General features: G+C 42.1%; 13 protein-coding genes, 1 pseudogene and 2 CRISPR repeat arrays. Of the genes and pseudogenes, 1 reads left to right on the top strand and 13 read right to left on the bottom strand.

Going from position 1 to position 16,883, the window contains the following annotated elements; translation table 11 throughout:
* Positions 1 to 200: 200 nt before the first annotated feature.
* The 3 genes from IM496_RS18870 to IM496_RS18860 all read right to left on the bottom strand — a co-directional run bounded on the left by IM496_RS18870 (position 201) and on the right by IM496_RS18860 (position 4,644).
* Entirely contained in the window at positions 201 to 1,892 is a 1,692-nt protein-coding gene (locus IM496_RS18870) for a Cas10/Cmr2 second palm domain-containing protein (protein WP_287662922.1), read from the bottom strand.
* Between the two features lie 214 nt (positions 1,893 to 2,106).
* Positions 2,107 to 3,719: direct repeats of the CRISPR family, unit length 35 nt; unit sequence GTTTCCATTCATACGCTTCACGAATTGGAAGCAAG.
* Positions 3,720 to 4,170: 451 nt separating this feature from the next.
* Positions 4,171 to 4,356, bottom strand: coding sequence for a type II toxin-antitoxin system RelE family toxin (locus IM496_RS18865; protein ID WP_223210821.1), 186 nt, complete (start codon positions 4,354 to 4,356; stop codon positions 4,171 to 4,173).
* Positions 4,357 to 4,428: 72 nt separating this feature from the next.
* The gene (locus IM496_RS18860; protein ID WP_002732549.1) at positions 4,429 to 4,644 is read right to left on the bottom strand and encodes a hypothetical protein; all 216 of its coding nucleotides are present in this window, start codon (positions 4,642 to 4,644) and stop codon (positions 4,429 to 4,431) included.
* 234 nt (positions 4,645 to 4,878) lie between these two features.
* Here IM496_RS18860 and IM496_RS18855 point away from each other — a divergent pair, with 234 nt between their 5' ends.
* Positions 4,879 to 5,040 (top strand): type II toxin-antitoxin system HicB family antitoxin, encoded by a 162-nt coding sequence (locus IM496_RS18855; protein ID WP_112600503.1) that lies wholly within the window; start codon positions 4,879 to 4,881, stop codon positions 5,038 to 5,040.
* A gap of 738 nt (positions 5,041 to 5,778) precedes the next feature.
* Here the strand turns inward: IM496_RS18855 and IM496_RS18850 are convergent.
* From IM496_RS18850 to IM496_RS18805, 10 genes and pseudogenes are all read right to left on the bottom strand, one after another.
* Positions 5,779 to 5,958, bottom strand: a complete 180-nt coding sequence (locus tag IM496_RS18850; protein ID WP_287233507.1) for a hypothetical protein — start codon at positions 5,956 to 5,958, stop codon at positions 5,779 to 5,781.
* Between the two features lie 61 nt (positions 5,959 to 6,019).
* Positions 6,020 to 6,350: a CRISPR direct-repeat array (repeat unit 35 nt; unit sequence GTTTCCATTCATACGCTTCACGAATTGGAAGCAAG).
* An 8-nt stretch (positions 6,351 to 6,358) separates the two neighbouring features.
* Positions 6,359 to 7,834 carry a bifunctional metallophosphatase/5'-nucleotidase gene (locus IM496_RS18845; protein WP_002762888.1) on the bottom strand — a complete coding sequence of 492 codons (1,476 nt, stop codon included), beginning with the start codon at positions 7,832 to 7,834 and terminating at the stop codon, positions 6,359 to 6,361.
* 397 nt (positions 7,835 to 8,231) lie between these two features.
* Positions 8,232 to 8,372 (bottom strand): hypothetical protein, encoded by a 141-nt coding sequence (locus IM496_RS18840; RefSeq protein WP_002786871.1) that lies wholly within the window; start codon positions 8,370 to 8,372, stop codon positions 8,232 to 8,234.
* Between the two features lie 340 nt (positions 8,373 to 8,712).
* Positions 8,713 to 10,881: a polyphosphate kinase 1 gene (gene ppk1 / locus IM496_RS18835; RefSeq protein ID WP_287662918.1), complete on the bottom strand. Its 2,169-nt coding sequence runs from the start codon at positions 10,879 to 10,881 to the stop codon at positions 8,713 to 8,715.
* Positions 10,882 to 11,368: 487 nt separating this feature from the next.
* Positions 11,369 to 11,614: pseudogene (locus IM496_RS18830) on the bottom strand (IS4/Tn5 family transposase DNA-binding protein); the annotation flags it as partial.
* Between the two features lie 169 nt (positions 11,615 to 11,783).
* The gene (locus IM496_RS18825; RefSeq protein WP_287662917.1) at positions 11,784 to 13,403 is read right to left on the bottom strand and encodes a S8 family serine peptidase; all 1,620 of its coding nucleotides are present in this window, start codon (positions 13,401 to 13,403) and stop codon (positions 11,784 to 11,786) included.
* Positions 13,404 to 13,446: 43 nt separating this feature from the next.
* On the bottom strand, positions 13,447 to 14,532 hold the full coding sequence (gene cax / locus IM496_RS18820) for a calcium/proton exchanger (protein WP_002751443.1): 1,086 nt from the start codon (positions 14,530 to 14,532) through the stop codon (positions 13,447 to 13,449).
* Positions 14,529 to 14,990 (bottom strand): cupredoxin domain-containing protein, encoded by a 462-nt coding sequence (locus IM496_RS18815; protein ID WP_287662916.1) that lies wholly within the window; start codon positions 14,988 to 14,990, stop codon positions 14,529 to 14,531. Before IM496_RS18815 ends, cax begins: the two co-directional genes overlap by 4 nt.
* 162 nt (positions 14,991 to 15,152) lie before the next feature.
* Complete coding sequence (locus tag IM496_RS18810; protein ID WP_002735547.1) at positions 15,153 to 15,461, bottom strand: DUF6679 family protein; 309 nt, start codon at positions 15,459 to 15,461, stop codon at positions 15,153 to 15,155.
* Positions 15,462 to 15,813: 352 nt separating this feature from the next.
* Entirely contained in the window at positions 15,814 to 16,665 is an 852-nt protein-coding gene (locus IM496_RS18805; RefSeq protein WP_287662915.1) for an alpha/beta fold hydrolase, read from the bottom strand.
* Positions 16,666 to 16,883: the final 218 nt, after the last annotated feature.

Below are 16,883 nucleotides of genomic sequence, written 5' to 3'. Positions count from 1 at the left end.
TGGTCAATTACCTAATTTTCAGGGAAAAAGTTCAGGGATTTTACCCCCGATCACTCCAATGGTTGGCACTTTTTGAGGGAAAAAAAGTCTAAAAGGTTTACCCAACAAGGTTTTTAGATTTATTCAGCAAACCCTAAGTAGTCGTGCAAAATTAATTTCTTGGTTAGGATAGGCAATAGGCAATAGATTCGGATTTAGGATTATTTTTTGATCGTTTCCCCGATCGAGAGATGCCAACCGATCGCGATCAGTTCGTCTATCCAGCGAACGATCGCCCTAGCGTAGTCCTTCGATGGCGCGTCCTTTGGGAGGGAGACGATCTGATCATCTTCTTTTTCTAAAATTTTTTTATAGCCGCTAAAGTATAGATCGAAAAACTGTAGGAGTGTGGAGAGGTTATCGAGGATTTTCGAGTCTGCGCCATCGGAATGGCTTCTAGGGTTATCGAGATAGCCCAGGCCGAAAGCGTGACGGGCTTTTAGTCGGGCGAAGTCGCTATAGATATGACCCCAATTTTTCCCGCCGTCCCGATCTCGATAGTGGTTTAGCGTGTTCAAGTATTTCCATCTGGTTGTCCATTGAACATATTGCCCGTTGTTAAATAAAACGCGGATGGTGAGGCGATCGCGTCCTAGTTTTTTCGAGCGCTGTTCTGCTTCCCGACAGTGCTGTAAAACGTCTCTCTGGGGAATGCTGTGGGCTGCCCAAACGAAGCCGAGACTTAGAGTCACCCGTTGATTGATTTCTTCAGTTTTTCCAGTTTTCCACTGTTGATCGAGGGTTTGTAGCCAGTGGAAAACTCGATCGATCTCGATCGAGTCGAGTTGTGGATCAGGAAATTGGCTATTATAAACGATGCCCAAAAAATCATCTCCTCCCGCGTAAATTATTCTACCGAGTTCGGTCTGGTTAAAATCCCTCTGAAATTTTTGTCCCCACTGACGCATAATCTTGCTGAAATCTCGGATTTTTTGGTCTGAGCCGAGGTTTTTCAGGTAATCGCCCACTTTATCGCCATCTCCCATGAACCAGCCCGTTTTTTGTCCCACTGAGGCGGGGTTATCTTGCGGTCTCCTGATCAGGTCTCGAAATCCTCGCTGGCGAAGTTCTTCGGGAAGTTCGACTCCTAGAGAGCGGGCGATATGTGGGAGAGTGATCAACCGTTTGGTTAATTCGGGAATATTCAATCTTTCGTTTCCATCGATGTATTTGCCTTCCGGTTGTCTATCTTTGGGTTGACCGTCAGGATCGTTAACTCCATCGAGTAGGAAGGCTAATCTTCGGTAGAATAGGGCGATATGTCGGTTTTCTTCGCTCCAGTCAAGCGTTTTCATGTCTTGGTTTTCCCGATCCATCCCGTACCAAGCGATCGCGTCAGTCCCGGACAGACTAGAGCTTTCCCCGACCCAATTCACCCCTTGCCAATTGCGGGCGAGTTTACGATTTTCCAGATCGACCATGGCGGACTCTAGATTGTCCCCCATGCCCCAGAAAAATTCCCAGGTGCGTTTTTCCCACTTTTTCCAGCTTTTTTGCCAATTCCATTCTGAGGATCGATAGTAAGGCGCGAGGGCGTTTTCGACCCATTTTCTACAGGTTGCGAGAATATTTTTCCAACGATTTAAAAAGGCTCGTTGCAGTTCCGCAATGATTTCCTCGGAGGAGGAGGACTGCATTTCGCTATCGATTTTCAGGAGAACACGGTTGGGCATTCCCTGTTGGGAGTTTAGGAGTCCGGGGCTAATTAGGTGGTACTGCTCGGGCCGGTGGGTGACGATTGTACTGGTCAGATCCGAGAGAATCTGAGAGGCTCCGTACAGGTCCCTCAATTTGCGGGATTTTTCAATAAAGCTTTGGACGGGGGAGAAGGTGATGGCTATATATTTGGGCATAAAGCTATAGAAAACTCGATTGTTTAATAGGTATATTCAACAGCCTTGAAAAGACCTAGAAAAGACTTATCTCTGGCTAAAAAAATAGGATTGTTAGATTAATTGGCTCTTTTGTACTTTTATATCTATCACTAAATTTCTAATTATTGTGTTAATTTTAAATAATTTTTCTTAAACAATCTTTATTTTCATTGATTTTTCTTAATTAAGCATCGTTTCTATTCAGACGCTTAACTAATTGGAATTAAAAAAATTGTAGGGTTAATTCATGAATTGACCCTACACATCTTTTCCATTCATACGCTTCACGAATTGGAAGCAAGTAATAGTTAGTGATCAGTAATCAGTAATGAGTTTCCATTCATACGCTTCACGAATTGGAAGCAAGACATTTTGTTAGCACTCGACTATATCAACACGGATAAAGAGTTTCCATTCATACGCTTCACGAATTGGAAGCAAGAAGAGTGGGCAAATCACCATGGGGTTGACGTTTTCGATTGTTTCCATTCATACGCTTCACGAATTGGAAGCAAGTTGTTATGGCATACTATCCCGCGGAAATAATATTTCCAGAAGTTTCCATTCATACGCTTCACGAATTGGAAGCAAGGTATTCTGTGGAAGAATACGAGGAAATGAGCCGCGAGTTTCCATTCATACGCTTCACGAATTGGAAGCAAGAAAGTCGAATTCTTAGGCACCCTGCCTAAATTTCCCGCCTAAGTTTCCATTCATACGCTTCACGAATTGGAAGCAAGATGATCTGATTGACTTATCTGATGCGTTACCCAAAGAGTTTCCATTCATACGCTTCACGAATTGGAAGCAAGTAGGACCCCTGCAGGACCTCGTAGGACCCCTGTTAAAGGAGAAAGTTTCCATTCATACGCTTCACGAATTGGAAGCAAGTCGGAAGGCTTTGTTTCGAGCAAAACAGCTACCCTGGTGTTTCCATTCATACGCTTCACGAATTGGAAGCAAGGCGTTCTGGGCCATGTGTTAGTGAGTTCTGAAGAATTGGTTTCCATTCATACGCTTCACGAATTGGAAGCAAGAATCGCAAGATTCGTGCAAAGAAGGGCCCATTCAAAGGTTTCCATTCATACGCTTCACGAATTGGAAGCAAGATGACTCCTAGAACCCTTTTCATCATTTCGGAAAGAACAGTTTCCATTCATACGCTTCACGAATTGGAAGCAAGAGGCTAATCCTTTCCTCGCAGACCAGTTGGCACAAGTTCGTTTCCATTCATACGCTTCACGAATTGGAAGCAAGGTACTTCTTCGGAGGACCGTACAGCCAAAAGAACCCGTTTCCATTCATACGCTTCACGAATTGGAAGCAAGGATCTCAAAAAATTTATCAAGTGGTTGTTCCACTTGTAAATGTTTCCATTCATACGCTTCACGAATTGGAAGCAAGACAATTGTGGCAGGCCGAAATGGAATGGCTGCAAAAGTGTTTCCATTCATACGCTTCACGAATTGGAAGCAAGTTTGCGACTAATCCTCAACGAGAGGCGATTACTAGGGATTGGACTGAGTTTCCATTCATACGCTTCGCGAATTGGAAGCAAGTATCTCGGACTCGCCGAAGAGTGGCGAGAGGCACTCGCTGAAAACACGTTTCCATTCATACGCTTCACGAATTGGAAGCAAGTCAATGACGGCAATTTATTTGCCAAAACCCGGAATCTTATTCGGTTTCCATTCATACGCTTCACGAATTGGAAGCAAGTCGCCCGAAGATTCTTTCGTTTCGGAAAGATGACGGTGACCGAATTTAGAAAGTTTCCATTCATACGCTTCACGAATTGGAAGCAAGACTAGCTTTGCAAAGCTAGGCTGTACAAGGATTGTACAACGATTTTTCGTGGGATACTGAAAAGCATAGACATTATTAATAATAATTTTCAATAGTCACCTCAGTCATGAGGCTCAAAGCCTTACTGGACAAGGCATCGACGCACCTCAACGAAAACTCTAGATTTTCAGCCATTGTGTCTAACCCGCGAAAAATGTTGATAACTGATCACTGATCACTGATAACTGATCACTGTTCCTATGGACTAATACCCGCAGATTTAAGGGCCTTGTCCATTAAAATTACATGGGTACTGCTTTCCTGTCCCTCATTGTCAGCACGACATCGCTTTTTGATGATGAGGAATAGCGATCACTTTTGGAGAGTCAACTTTTTTGGAGATTTTGATGAGGAGGAGTGCGATCGTTTTTGGAAGGAGCAATTTTTGGGAATGGAAGTAATTAAACTAAAACTAATCAGAATAAATATCTCGACGATGACCAACTTGATGAATTGTAATAAAGTCATCATCAAAAGAATATATCACCCTGTAATCGCCAATTCTAAGTTTAAACAAACCGCTTAAATTAGAACTTAAACTTTGATGTCTAATATCATCAAAATTTTCATTTATCCAACGAACTTTTTTAAAAGACACGCTCGCGAACAACTGCCGTAAGCGACTCTAAACCTTCAAAAGCTTTATCGGTAAATTCTATATGGCGAGGCATTACCAATCTAATCCTAATCTTTGAGCTACTTCTTCCGCAGAAATTCCCCGTTCTCCATTTCGAGTTCGCTGTAAAGAGTCAGCTAGAGATTGAGAGACTTCGGTTTTAAGTTGTTTATCAATATCAGGATCATTTAGTAGAGATTGAACTGTTTCCGTAACAGTTTCTTGAATCAAAAACTTAAAATCTTCAACACTTAGGTCTTTAACTTGCATTCTTGTAATTAGAACTCACTATTCTGACTATAGCATCGTTTAAGAATAGCGATCACGTTTTGTGGGGATACAATTGGAGGATGCGATCGCTTTTTGATGATGAGGAATAGCGATCACTTTTGGAGAGTCAACTTTTTTGGAGATTTTGATGAGGAGGAGAGGCGATCGTTTTCTTATCAAAGTCCTATAGAAATGAGATAGGATCAGGAAATTCCTGTAAAGTGTCAAGAATTTATGAAATCCATTAAAATCATTGTGGAAAAACATTCTGATGGCTATATCGCCTATCCATTGGGAATTCAAGGCGTAGTAGTCGGTGAGGGTGATACCTATGAAGATGCTCTTAATGATGTGCAATCGGCGATCGCTTTTCATGTTGAAACCTTTGGGGAATAAGTTCTCGAAGCTGACTCATCTTTATTAGAAGCCTTTGTTGTAGAAGCAATAGTCTAATGGCAAAATTTCCCGCTGATGCCCCTAAAGCCAAAGTGATTAAAGTTCTTGAAAAATTTGGTTTTTCAATTGTTAGATAAAAAGAGCATATTTCTATGATTAGAAAAAATCCAGATGGAACAAAAACACTTTTAACGCTACCCAATCACAAGCAAATTAAAAGCTCTACACTAAGGATTATTTGCACTCAAGCGGGTATCTCACGAGATGATTTTATTGCTTCCTAAGTAGCTGGTTATAATTAAATTAAAAATGGATTTTAGGTTCGATCCCCCCTGCCCCCCTTGATAAGGGGGGTGCCGATCCCCCCTTAATCCCCCCTTAATAAGGGGGGTGCCGATCCCCCCTTAATCCCCCCTTAATAAGGGGGGCATCTGACAGCTTTTAACGCCTACCTACTTATGAAAAGATTTAAAGCAAAATCCTTTAAATGTGATTATTTGGTCTTTTGAAAGTGCGATCGCTACTTAGGGTTTGCTGAAAAAGTACGGGCGAAGCATTGGGATAGAAAATCTACGGTTTCACCGATAGGTTACTGCCCGAATGCTTCGCCCCTACAGGACGCGGGCCGATGAAGACGCAAGGTTTTGAAGCACGATTCTCTCAAAATCTTGCACCTGTTTCACGAGAAAAGCCACAAAACCCTGACCTTGCCTACATTTCACATTTATTCAGCAAACCCTACTTATGAGGGGTTTGTAGCCAGTGGAGAACTCGATCGAGATCGATCGAGTCGAGTTGTGGATCAGGAAATTGGCTATTATAAACGATGCCTAAAAAATCATCTCCTCCCGCATAAATTATTCTGCCGAGTTCAGTCTGGTTAAAGTTCCTCTGAAATTTTTGTCCCCACTGACGCATAATCTCGCTGAAATCTCGGATTTTTCTTAACCGATGAGATGGGATTGATCCCTGGCATTCTGTTTCCATTCATACGCTTCACGAATTGGAAGCAAGCTTTTGATGTGCCAGATGCGATTCAAAATCCTTTTGGGTTTCCATTCATACGCTTCACGAATTGGAAGCAAGTCAGCTAACTGCTCCCTTTACCCGTGGCCTTAGTGGCACGTTTCCATTCATACGCTTCACGAATTGGAAGCAAGCTATCGTTTTCCCACAGAAGGTCGGGTCGGGCAGCGTTTTTGGTTTCCATTCATACGCTTCACGAATTGGAAGCAAGTTGTACGGAAAATAAAAAGGAATGTTTTAACATTCCTCGTTTCCATTCAGACGCTTCACGAATTGGGTAGAGTCATAAACTCTAGTTAACAAAAGTCCAGCGTCCTTCCACCTGACCGTCAAGGAGTTGATGAGTACTTAAATATTCTTCAAGAACACCTTGGCTTGAAGTAGTAACAACTTTAGCGTTAGCTATTTCTTCAGGCGTGAGATTCAAACTCTTCAGCGAATTTTGATAATGATAATCTTGCACGCAGATTACATATAAACGATCAGCCTCTACAGGTTGTTCATTAATACTGAAAGATTCAATTGCTTTCTTAGTATTGTTATAAACTACTCGAACACCTTTGCTGATTTGATAACATTGACTTTCCCCAGGCTTTCTGTTTTCTGGGCGCAGAAAATGGGTAAATACCTTTGTCAGTTGCGCTCCAGTAACTTTAATTTTATAAAGAGAACCATCATACGGATAAACCTTCTTAAGATCTTCAAGAGTGACCACAGGCCCTAATTCTTTACCTCGTATGGAACCACTACCGACAAGCACGACATCAATCGTATCTATTTCTAAGAAGATATCAGCGATTAAATTACCTAACTCAGTTTCTTGTTCGCGCACGGGATGAGTCAATTGACGATTTAAACGGCTAACAATACGATTGTACTTGCGATCTACTTGTTCTTTGTAGGTATTGATAAAATTTTGCAAATCTACGTCAGGACTAGCTACCTGATCATTAATAGGAATAAGCTCCCATTTCCATTCGACAATGCTGTTCGTATCGTCGTCTACTGTAATATCGAAACGTCCGATCTGATCAGTCCCAACGGCGGCCTGGGTGATTAAAATGTTGTTTACTTGGGCAGGCTGTTCTAAAAGTGTATGAGAATGTCCACCAATGATCATGTCCACCCCCCACTCAGGGTCTAACATAGCCGCTAACTTTTGATCCTCTTCAAAACCAATGTGAGTTAGGAGAATTGTCAAATCAATATCTTCATTTTTGTAGGTATTACAGATCTTACCAACTTCAGCCGCTGCATCTTCTAGTCCAACAAATGTACCAATGCTTTTGTCCAGCTTTAAGGCACTAAGAACCTCTTCGGTGACAATACCAATGAACATAACATCAAATCCATCTACATTGAGGATGATATAGGGGTTCATCAACCTTTTACCGTACTTTTTAATGTACAAGTTGGCATTAACAATAGGAAAGTTTGCCATTTTTTCTAAGAAGAGCAAATGAGGAAAGCCATAGTCTAATTCGTGGTTTCCTAAAGTCACTACATTAGGTGCTAGGTAATTCATGATTTCCATGGTTGATAAGCCTTTAAATTCGGTATCAATCATCGAACCTTGAAGCATATCACCTGAAATAACATAAAGTGTATTTTTTTCCGTTTGACGCACTTGATTGATATAACCAGAAAGCAATGATAACCCGCCGATCAAACCACCTTGTCCAGTTTTAGCCTCCGCTAAAAAGTCGCCGTGCATATCATTGGAATGTAAAATCGTAAACTTTTTGAGTTTTGTTGTAGTTTCAACCATGAGTCTCTCCAGTAGTTTGAGTTGATTAAATGAAAGAGATAGTTTGATTTGGGTACTGCGAACGGTTTAAAGCTTGGCTTTCTCAATACCGTCAGAAGCTTGGTCTGTGATTTCTTCTAGCCGATCCAGAAAAAGTTCAACTTTTAGCAGTTTAGGCTCTTCGGTTTGTGTTATGCAATGGAGGGGGTTATAAAGGATAAAACCCTTACACAGAAAGACATTGCTTCGATTTATGCCCCCTGATCGAATCATGCCAAGTAACGAAGAGCCACAGCCCATAATATAGCATGACTTGCGCCAATGTAAAAACAGGGTGAGAGCATCACTGAGGAGTTCGGGATAGTGACAGTATTCACACTGAAACCTAGCGCGTTGTCGAACAATATGGTGGAGCGATTTAGGAATGACCATTTACTCTGGCGGCAATGACAGCGTTGATGTAGCTGAAAATTTGGTCGAGTTCGCCAATCGCTTCTAGCTCAAGGACTTCCTCCGGGGTGAGATCATCAGCTTTTTTCTTGTCAAGAAGCGTCTGCATCTAATCGCCCAGTTCATCTGTAAATTTGAATAGGCTGAGATTATTAATCTGTTGTACCCGCAATCCTTTGGGAATCAGGCTAGAGGGTTTGACAAGAACGCTCATGGTTGTGGCTGAACGTAAAGATTTTTCGATCCTAACAAATAGTTCCCGTGAAATAAATGAAAGTATTGCCCTGACACCATTCTACACCCCATTTTCTGAGGGGGGGTTAAATTATCTCCGACAAATAAAAATTATTCTCAATAAGTCAGATTATCAAGCCCCGAACTCCAGAAGTAGAAGGGCATCCGAGGGGGTCAACGAGAGAATACTGATAACTGATAACTGATAACTGTTCCTATTGACTAACACCCGCAGATTTAAGGGCTTTGTCCATTAAAATTACATGGGTACTGCTTTCCTGTCCCTCATTGTCAGCACGACGCTGAATATAACTGCCATCGGATTGTAATTCCCATGCTTGTCGGTTATCTGACAACATAATGCCGAGAATTTCTTCCAGTTCCTTGGCGATCGCTGGTTCATCGATGGGTGTCACTGCTTCCACGCGACGAGTCAGGTTCCGCGTCATCCAATCGGCGCTACCAATATACACCTCCTCCTGACCATCATTGTAAAAGTAAAAAATGCGGGAATGTTCCAAAAAGCGGCCGATAATGCTAATTACTCGGATATTTTCGCTTATTTCTGGCAATCCGGGCCGTAAACAACAGATGCCGCGAATAATTAAGTCAATCTGCACACCAGCACGAGAAGCGGCGTATAAGGCTTCTATAATCGGTTTATCGACAATAGAGTTCATTTTTGCCACAATGCGCCCCGTACCGCCATTTTTACAGTTTTTGGCCTCGCGATCGATCATTGCTAACATCCGTTTTCGCAAACTCACTGGAGCAATTAAAAGTTTGCGATAGGATTGCTGACGGGAGTATCCGGTCAGAAAGTTAAATAAATCGGTGATATCTGCCCCTAAATCCTCACGACAGCTAAGTAAACCCAAATCAGTGTATAATTTAGCTGTTTTTGGGTTATAATTGCCCGTGCCAATATGGAAATAACGACGGATTTTATCCCCTTCCTTTCTGACCACGAGAACCACTTTCGTGTGGGTTTTTAGACCAACTAAGCCATAAACAACGTGAACTCCGGCTTGTTCGAGCTTTTTCGCCCAACTAATGTTATTTTCCTCATCAAAGCGTGCTTTTAGTTCCACTAACGCCGCTACCTGTTTGCCATTTTCCGCCGCTGCAATCAGGGAATTGACAATCGGGGAATCTCCGGAAGTACGATACAAAGTCATTTTAATCGCTAAAACATGGGCATCATAGGCCGCCTGGGCGATAAACTGTTGTACTGAGGCACTAAAGGAATGGTAAGGGTGATGAACGAGAATATCGTTATTGCGAATTAAAGTAAAAATATCTTCGCCATCCTGTTCTAGGATACCGTCTTCGTTACCGTCAACTATTTCTCGCAATCCCTGTAAAACTGGTGGGGTGACAGGATTCCAAGGGGGATCTTTCAGTTCGGGACAGGGTAAAGACATAAAATAAAATAAATCTTTGTGTCCCAGCAGTCCATCCACATCGTAAACATCGATCTCCTCAAGTCCCAGATCGCGCATGATCCGGTCTTTAATATTGCTAGGAGTAGAACTGTGAATTTCCAGACGTACTGCCGATTTACCGATGCGGCGCTTGCGTACTTCTTCCTCGATCGCTAATAATAAATCATCGGCCTCGTCTTCTTCGACGGAGATATCGGCGTTGCGTGTCACCCGAAAAGGATAACATTCTTGAATGATCATGCCGGGGAAAAGTGCCTCTAAATTGTGCATTACCACCTGTTCCAGAGGTACTCCCGTCCAAATCGAAGCTTTTCCGTCTTGGTGGCGTAATTCTTTGGATAATGCCAGAAAACGGGGGAAAACCTGCGGCACTTTCACCCTGGCAAATAGTTCTTTATCGGTGTCGGGATCGCGAACGACTACGGCTAAATTGAGACTAAGATTAGAAATATAGGGAAAAGGATGACTAGGATCCACCGCTAGAGGAGTTAAAACGGGGAAAATATTTTGTTCAAAGTAATCATGGAGATAATTGCGCTGTTCTTGATTTAAATCTACATAGTTAATCAGATGAATTCCCTGTTCCACTAAGAGGTTTTTTAGGGTGTGTTCAAAAAGACGATCCTGCTGTTGTACAAGGGGAAGCAGACGTTTACTGATCTCGGTTAGCTGTTCCGAGGCAGTCCGGCCATCGGCACTTAAAACGGCTACATTTGCCTCTACCTGTTGTTTAAGCACTGCCACCCGTACCATAAAAAACTCGTCGAGATTGGCACAAAAAATGGCGGTAAATTTTAATCTTTCTAGTAGGGGAGTCCGAGGATCAAGTGCCTCATAAAGCACGCGACGATTAAATTCTAACCAGCTTAATTCTCGGTTAAAGTAATATTGCGAATCTTTAAGATCGATTTCAGAAGTTACGGTAGAAGCTTTAGCCATAGAGTCTAATACCTAAATAATAGATTAAACAGTTAGTAAGAAGCCACTCAAGTCTAAATTTGACTATTTTTGGCGTTTTTTTAGGCTACATTGCCCCAGATTAACCAAAGTTACCCCGATTATTTTGGATGCTAATCTTACTGATTCTAGCCTGACTAGGGAAAAAATCAATTTATTAAAAGGTTAAGAAATCAGTCCCGACAGATCAAGGTTAAATTAATCTTTCGGTGCAATTAGAGTGCCAGTAAGAACAATAGGCATAATTTGCTGAGAATATTGTCTTTAAAGCCCAGCTTTGATTATAACACAAAATCGAGCCGATCTGACTTGTTGAATATAAGTAGCTGGTTATAATTAAATTAAAAATGGATTTTAGGTTCGATCCCCCCTGCCCCCCTTGATAAGGGGGGTGCCGATCCCCCCTTAGTCCCCCCTTAATCCCCCCTTAATAAGGGGGGCATCTGACAACTTTTAACGCCTACCTACTTATTAGATGTTCTTTGATTCTTTCTACTGTACTTTTGGCTTGGGCGGCAATTATATCTGACGGGTGAAAATAGGGGGAATTCCAAAAGTCGTAGGTGGCACTCGCTGCGGCTAGATTTCCTGAAGCTTGTGGCACACTTGTTCTAGGTTGGCTGGCCAAGTTTTCTACGATACTGATTAACCTTTTCTTTCTTCTGGTGTCCCCTAGGTCTGCATATTGTAATTCTTGGGCTGCCCATTTCTCCATTTTTTTGCTTACCTCCACCTTGATTCCTTCTTTCAAAACTATACCTATCAATCGTTTCCCCTTTTTTTAAGTTTCTTCTCTTTTTGTTAAGAAAGATCTGACTAATGGATAGCTTGATAAGGGGGATGTCTGACAACTTTTAACACCTACCTACTTACTATCATTTTTATTATTCAGGAACCGTCCACCAAGCGAGAGCAAAAGCTTGTTCTTTATCATTAACTTGTTGACGATAAAGAACCCGAATTTTATAGTTTCCAGAGATGGGTACAGGACAAAAAATATGCTCTAAACTATCACTATCACTCAGGGAAGCACAGGTGTATTTAGTATTATTATCCTCTTGAGCAGGTAAAAGATAAACATCTAAATTATTCAGGCCGCGATCCCGGAAACTTTCATCGAGATCATAGAGATTATTGCGATTAGTATCGATTAGTTCTACCAAACGATCCCAAGCTAAAGTGATCGAAACAAAACTATTAGCTTTTAAGGGCTTCTCTAGGGCATAATCTTGATAACTATTAGCGGTAACTGTAGCGTAATCCCAACCAATAGCAGGAATAGATTCTGCGGCGGACCATTGACCATTACTAAACTGTTGGTAGGCGCGAAAAGTGTTAAGATGTCCCGTCCCCATCTGTATATCTAAAGGAATTTTCGGGTCTTTATAAGCATCGGACTCTAACCAAGTTTTTTGGTCTTTAGTTAAGACTGTCCGTCTCATACCTAACCGTAAGCCATCACCCGTATCTTTAATTTTATCGGCAGCATTAAGCATTACTGCCTTCATCACTTCATGATGACGAGAATCGAGACTCCAATGGGGATTTTTTTGATTAATTTGTTGATCGCCGTATTCTTGTAAAAGTGCCACGGATGCCGTAATATGAGGAGCGGCGAAACTGGTGCCACTAACAGTATTTAATTTACCTTTGAGGTCATAAAGCTCTATTTTATTGCCGGGAGCAACTAAATTAATTGACCGCCGCAAACCATCATTAATTTCCCGTTTAATTAAACTGCGACCAATACCCACCGGCAAAGCACTAATATTAGCAAAATCAACTTTAGTAAATTTTCCTTCTCTTTTGGCTGTATAGGCGGTAGTAATGCCGTTAAAATGATCGGTGGGAATGGGAATTCCTCCCTTACCTTGATTACCGGCAATTACATAAAGAACATCATCAACTCGCGATGACCAATCAACACATTGAGTTAATAAAGCTTGACCATCTAATTTTGGTTCCTGTCGCTGATCTCTTTGCAAAGATTCCCCAAAACTAAAGTTAATTGCTCGCACATCACCGCTATTTTGTCGGGCAATATTTTGACTGGTAAGACATTCTTCCGGTTGTCCGCCGCGTCGCAAAGAACCCACCGCCCCCGAATATAATCTCGCTTTTGGGGCCACTCCGGGGATTTTTTTATCATCACTGACCATCACCGTTGCCACCATAGCGGCGTGATTATCTAGATAGGTGTTGGGTTTGGCAATTTGATCGCGAAAAAAAACACCGGCTAATTTATAGGGAGGCTGCCAAGCTGCCACTTTATCATAACCGAACTGAGCCGGTCGGCCGATTTCCACTTGACCGATGGCAATTTTTCGCCCTAATAAATTATAGGGTTCCCCCCGCAGGCGATCGGCATAAATTCCCTGTTCACCGATGGAATTAGAAAGAACTAGGGAAGGAAGCAGAATTATCGTTACTACTAACCCGACGACAAACCAAAACCCTCTTTTCATCATCAGCAATCCTGCGGCAGTAAGGTGATATTGATCCATTCTAAGACAGAAATATCAGAAAATACCTAAATCTCTTTTTTGGCTAGGTGGGATGGTAATAAAAAGCCACGGCCAAGATTAAATAGGTGGCTAGTAATAGGGTTCCATCTAACCAATTGGAACGACCAGTAAAGCTGATTAAATTAGTGACAACCACCGCTACAATCAAAGCCACCACGTTAAAGGGATTAAAATTTAAATCCATCGGTTGCTGCCAAAATTGACCGATAAAAACTAATAAAGGTGCCACGAATAAAGCCACCAATAAACTATCACCCATAGCCACGGAAACCGTTAAATCCATCTGATTTTTTAGGGCTAATTGAATGACGGTAACTATTCCAGAAACATCGCTAATTAAAGGAATGAAAATCACCCCGATAAAGAGAGGAGTGAGATTAAATCCTTCCATCACCGATTCCACTACATCAACAAATAAATCCGACTCATAAGCTACAGCTACGGTGGAAGTAAGCAGCACAAGTAACCAAATCCAGACTTGAGCTTTTTCTTCCTCACTAACCTGATTGTCGGGGGTATTTTCGTTACTTAATCCCACTTCGTAGAGATAGCTATGGGTTTTCAGGGAAAATAATAAAGTTAACCCGTAAACTATTAATAAAACCGTAGCGGTGACTAGGGAAAGACTGAGAATATCGGCAACTTCCACCACGTTAGAAGTATATATTACCAAAGTTGGTAAAGCGATCGCTATTACTGCTAAAGTCATGGAAGAACCATTTACCCGCGCTAAAATCGGTTTAAATTCCTGCTCTTTGTAGCGAATTCCTCCCGTGAGCATTCCCATGCCCATAAATAATAATAAATCGCTGAGAATACTGCCAGTAATACTGGCTTGTACGATGTCCACCAAGCCTTTTTTTAGGGCAATTAAGGCAATAACTAAAGTGGTAGTATTGCCAAAGATAGCATTAACTAATCCTCCCAAAGTTGGCCCGGTGACTACGGCAACTCTTTCCACAGACGTACTTAACCAAATTGACAGGGGAATGATCGATAAAGCGGCAGTGATAAAAATAGCTTGATCTCCCCAATTAAGACGACTAGCGACCACCGATAGGGGAATAAATAATAGGAAAGCAAAGGAGACAATTTTTCTTAAATTCATGGGTTATTAATGACGATTTCTCCCACCATTCCCGCCTCGGCATGACCCGGAATAGTACAGATTAATTTATACTTACCAGTTTTGAGGGGAACTATCACCCATTCTGCCTGTGCATTAGGTTTTAATTCTAGTTCGTGAATTGCCCCTTTAATCTCCACTTTTCCCGCTTCAACTTTCTGCGTCCAACTAGCATCGGCAAAGTCTTTAGCGGTAAAATAATGTTTAGTGGGACTGGGATTATCGAGAATTAATTTGTATTTTTGTCCAGCAATAAAGTCTAGTTGACTAGGAAAGAATTTTAATTCTCCTTGCCCGGAGCCTAGACTAATTTTAACTTCTAGAGGGGCAGAGCCAGCGAAGGCGGGAAAAGTTACTAACCAACAACTAATTAAAATTATTACTACTGCCACAAATTTTTGATAGATATCCTTGCCAGCGAAGTAGGGATTAGAATTCATTTTGCTCCTGCAGCTGATAATAGAGAAAATCTGGCGGCTTTGACGATAATTTTAGAACAAGTGGTGATTCTTACTGGCTGTCTTCCCTTCCATTCCCTAAAAGTCCCTTGGTCACTGTTCAAACCTCGGGACTTCTAGCCACTGTAATTTAAATCGACAAAATTAATCTAAGCTATCGGGAGAATGGGGATAAAGTTGTTCTGCTTCCGGACAATCTTCCGAGACATTAATATCAGGATTCGTCCGCGACACGGAGGCCAGTTTTCTGCTCACCGCACCGATACTTTCTAAACGCACCATTTCTTCCCAAGAACTAATCTCGTCTTCTTCTTCTGTTTCGTAGCGAATGGTGACGAGATCGCTTTCTAGATCGATAATACGAGCATTATCAATCCATCTTTGCTGATCGCGCAAGAAAATGCAGACTTCCTGACCATCCATACAGAATTGATAAATCTTGCGGTGTAACATAAATTGCTCCTAAACAGCTTCTTTTGTTGAATTCAACTAACGGGAAGTGACAAAATGCCAATCTCAGCAATAGCTCAAAAATTCCCGTGGGTAACACAAAAAGGAGAAAAATTCCGCTAGTAGTGGCAAGAATGGGGAAGGAAAGTCAGGTTTCCAGTTTGGGACTACGTTCTTCAAAGACATCGATTCGATTAATAGACGGCCTCGGCGATCGGTAAAAAATCGCCCTTATAGAGTCATTGTTACATAAATTTTCACTTCATAACAGTATCTGTGGATGGAATGGGGTGATGGGGTGATGGGGTGATGGGGTGATGGGGGAATTTCAACTAAAACCCTAAAACCCCAACACCTAACCCCGATGCTGATTTAAAATAGCCATCATCTTTTCGGCCACCGCTGCTGTTTGTTCAAGCATGGCAAAATGACCACAACCGGATAACTCAATCACGTTGCCGCCAGTTTCAAACAAGGGATGAAAACTGGCCAGATGGTTAACGTACTTAACTTCCATAATCGTATCCTCTTTCCCCGCCAGAAAATAGACCGGCTGCGGGAGACGGGAGACAATCTGCGGTAAAAGATGAACTTCGCCGATAGTGGTGGTTTCCAAAAGTGACCCTAGGGCCGCTTGGTAATCGGCCCGGACAAAATCAATCACGCGCTGTTTGCCCCATTTTTTACTTAGGGTTTGCTTGACCATCATCCGCGAGAATAAAACATCAATCAAGGGAACATGGGGCAACCAGGGCGGTCTTCTCTCTAAAATCTGTCTTCCGGCTTCCCGAAATCGCTCAAATTCCTCCTTTAGATAGATGCCGCCGCCGGCATTCATACAGATTACCCCTTTAATCCGTTCAGGACAGATATCCGCGGCCCACAAAGCCACACTACCACCGAGGGAATGACCGACTAACCAAGCAGCATCGAGGTTTAAGCGGTTAAGAAGGGTAATAACGTCTTGGGAGTAGGATTCAAGGTTATAACTGCTAGGAGGACTGTTAGAGGTGATTTTTTGGGAGTCGCCAAAGCCCCGGAGATCATAAACTAGACAGGGATAATCCGGGGAGAGAATATCTACCAAAGGCTGCCAGTAGTGACGACTCAGCAGCCAACCGTGTATAAAGACTAAAACCGGTTTATCCGCTTGGGGCGAAAATAACTCGTAACTGTGGGATACTCCCGATATGTCGATGGTAGGCATATAATCAATCTCAACCTAAGTTAAACCGTTGATAGGGGTTACTAGGAAAACTTCTAGGGAAAAATAACTGTATTTAGCCTTGTTTATAGAGCAAAATCAGGGAGGGTTGGGATATTCCCCCGATAGCTGATGGATCACTGCTATAGACAATTTCAAAAGCTTCTACTTAAAGTATAAAACACTGGAGATACCTCTCTAAAATAGGATGAAAACCCTAG

Source organism: Microcystis sp. M049S2, from assembly GCF_020245625.1.
GTDB lineage: Bacteria > Cyanobacteriota > Cyanobacteriia > Cyanobacteriales > Microcystaceae > Microcystis > Microcystis ichthyoblabe_A.
Note: the sequence above shows the minus strand (reverse complement) of the source record. Positions and strands in the feature narration are given on the sequence as shown.

Excerpts from the sequence above, each read along its gene's own strand:
- ppk1 (WP_287662918.1), bottom strand. The coding sequence starts at position 10,881 with ATGGCTAAAGCTTCTACCGTAACTTCTGAAATCGATCTTAAAGATTCG.
- IM496_RS18860 (WP_002732549.1), bottom strand. The coding sequence starts at position 4,644 with ATGCAAGTTAAAGACCTAAGTGTTGAAGATTTTAAGTTTTTGATTCAA.
- IM496_RS18855 (WP_112600503.1), top strand. The coding sequence starts at position 4,879 with ATGAAATCCATTAAAATCATTGTGGAAAAACATTCTGATGGCTATATC.
- IM496_RS18840 (WP_002786871.1), bottom strand. The coding sequence starts at position 8,372 with ATGCAGACGCTTCTTGACAAGAAAAAAGCTGATGATCTCACCCCGGAG.
- IM496_RS18805 (WP_287662915.1), bottom strand. The coding sequence starts at position 16,665 with ATGCCTACCATCGACATATCGGGAGTATCCCACAGTTACGAGTTATTT.
- IM496_RS18845 (WP_002762888.1), bottom strand. The coding sequence starts at position 7,834 with ATGGTTGAAACTACAACAAAACTCAAAAAGTTTACGATTTTACATTCC.
- IM496_RS18815 (WP_287662916.1), bottom strand. The coding sequence starts at position 14,990 with ATGAATTCTAATCCCTACTTCGCTGGCAAGGATATCTATCAAAAATTT.
- IM496_RS18850 (WP_287233507.1), bottom strand. The coding sequence starts at position 5,958 with ATGCGTCAGTGGGGACAAAAATTTCAGAGGAACTTTAACCAGACTGAA.
- IM496_RS18810 (WP_002735547.1), bottom strand. The coding sequence starts at position 15,461 with ATGTTACACCGCAAGATTTATCAATTCTGTATGGATGGTCAGGAAGTC.
- IM496_RS18825 (WP_287662917.1), bottom strand. The coding sequence starts at position 13,403 with ATGGATCAATATCACCTTACTGCCGCAGGATTGCTGATGATGAAAAGA.
- IM496_RS18870 (WP_287662922.1), bottom strand. The coding sequence starts at position 1,892 with ATGCCCAAATATATAGCCATCACCTTCTCCCCCGTCCAAAGCTTTATT.
- cax (WP_002751443.1), bottom strand. The coding sequence starts at position 14,532 with ATGAATTTAAGAAAAATTGTCTCCTTTGCTTTCCTATTATTTATTCCC.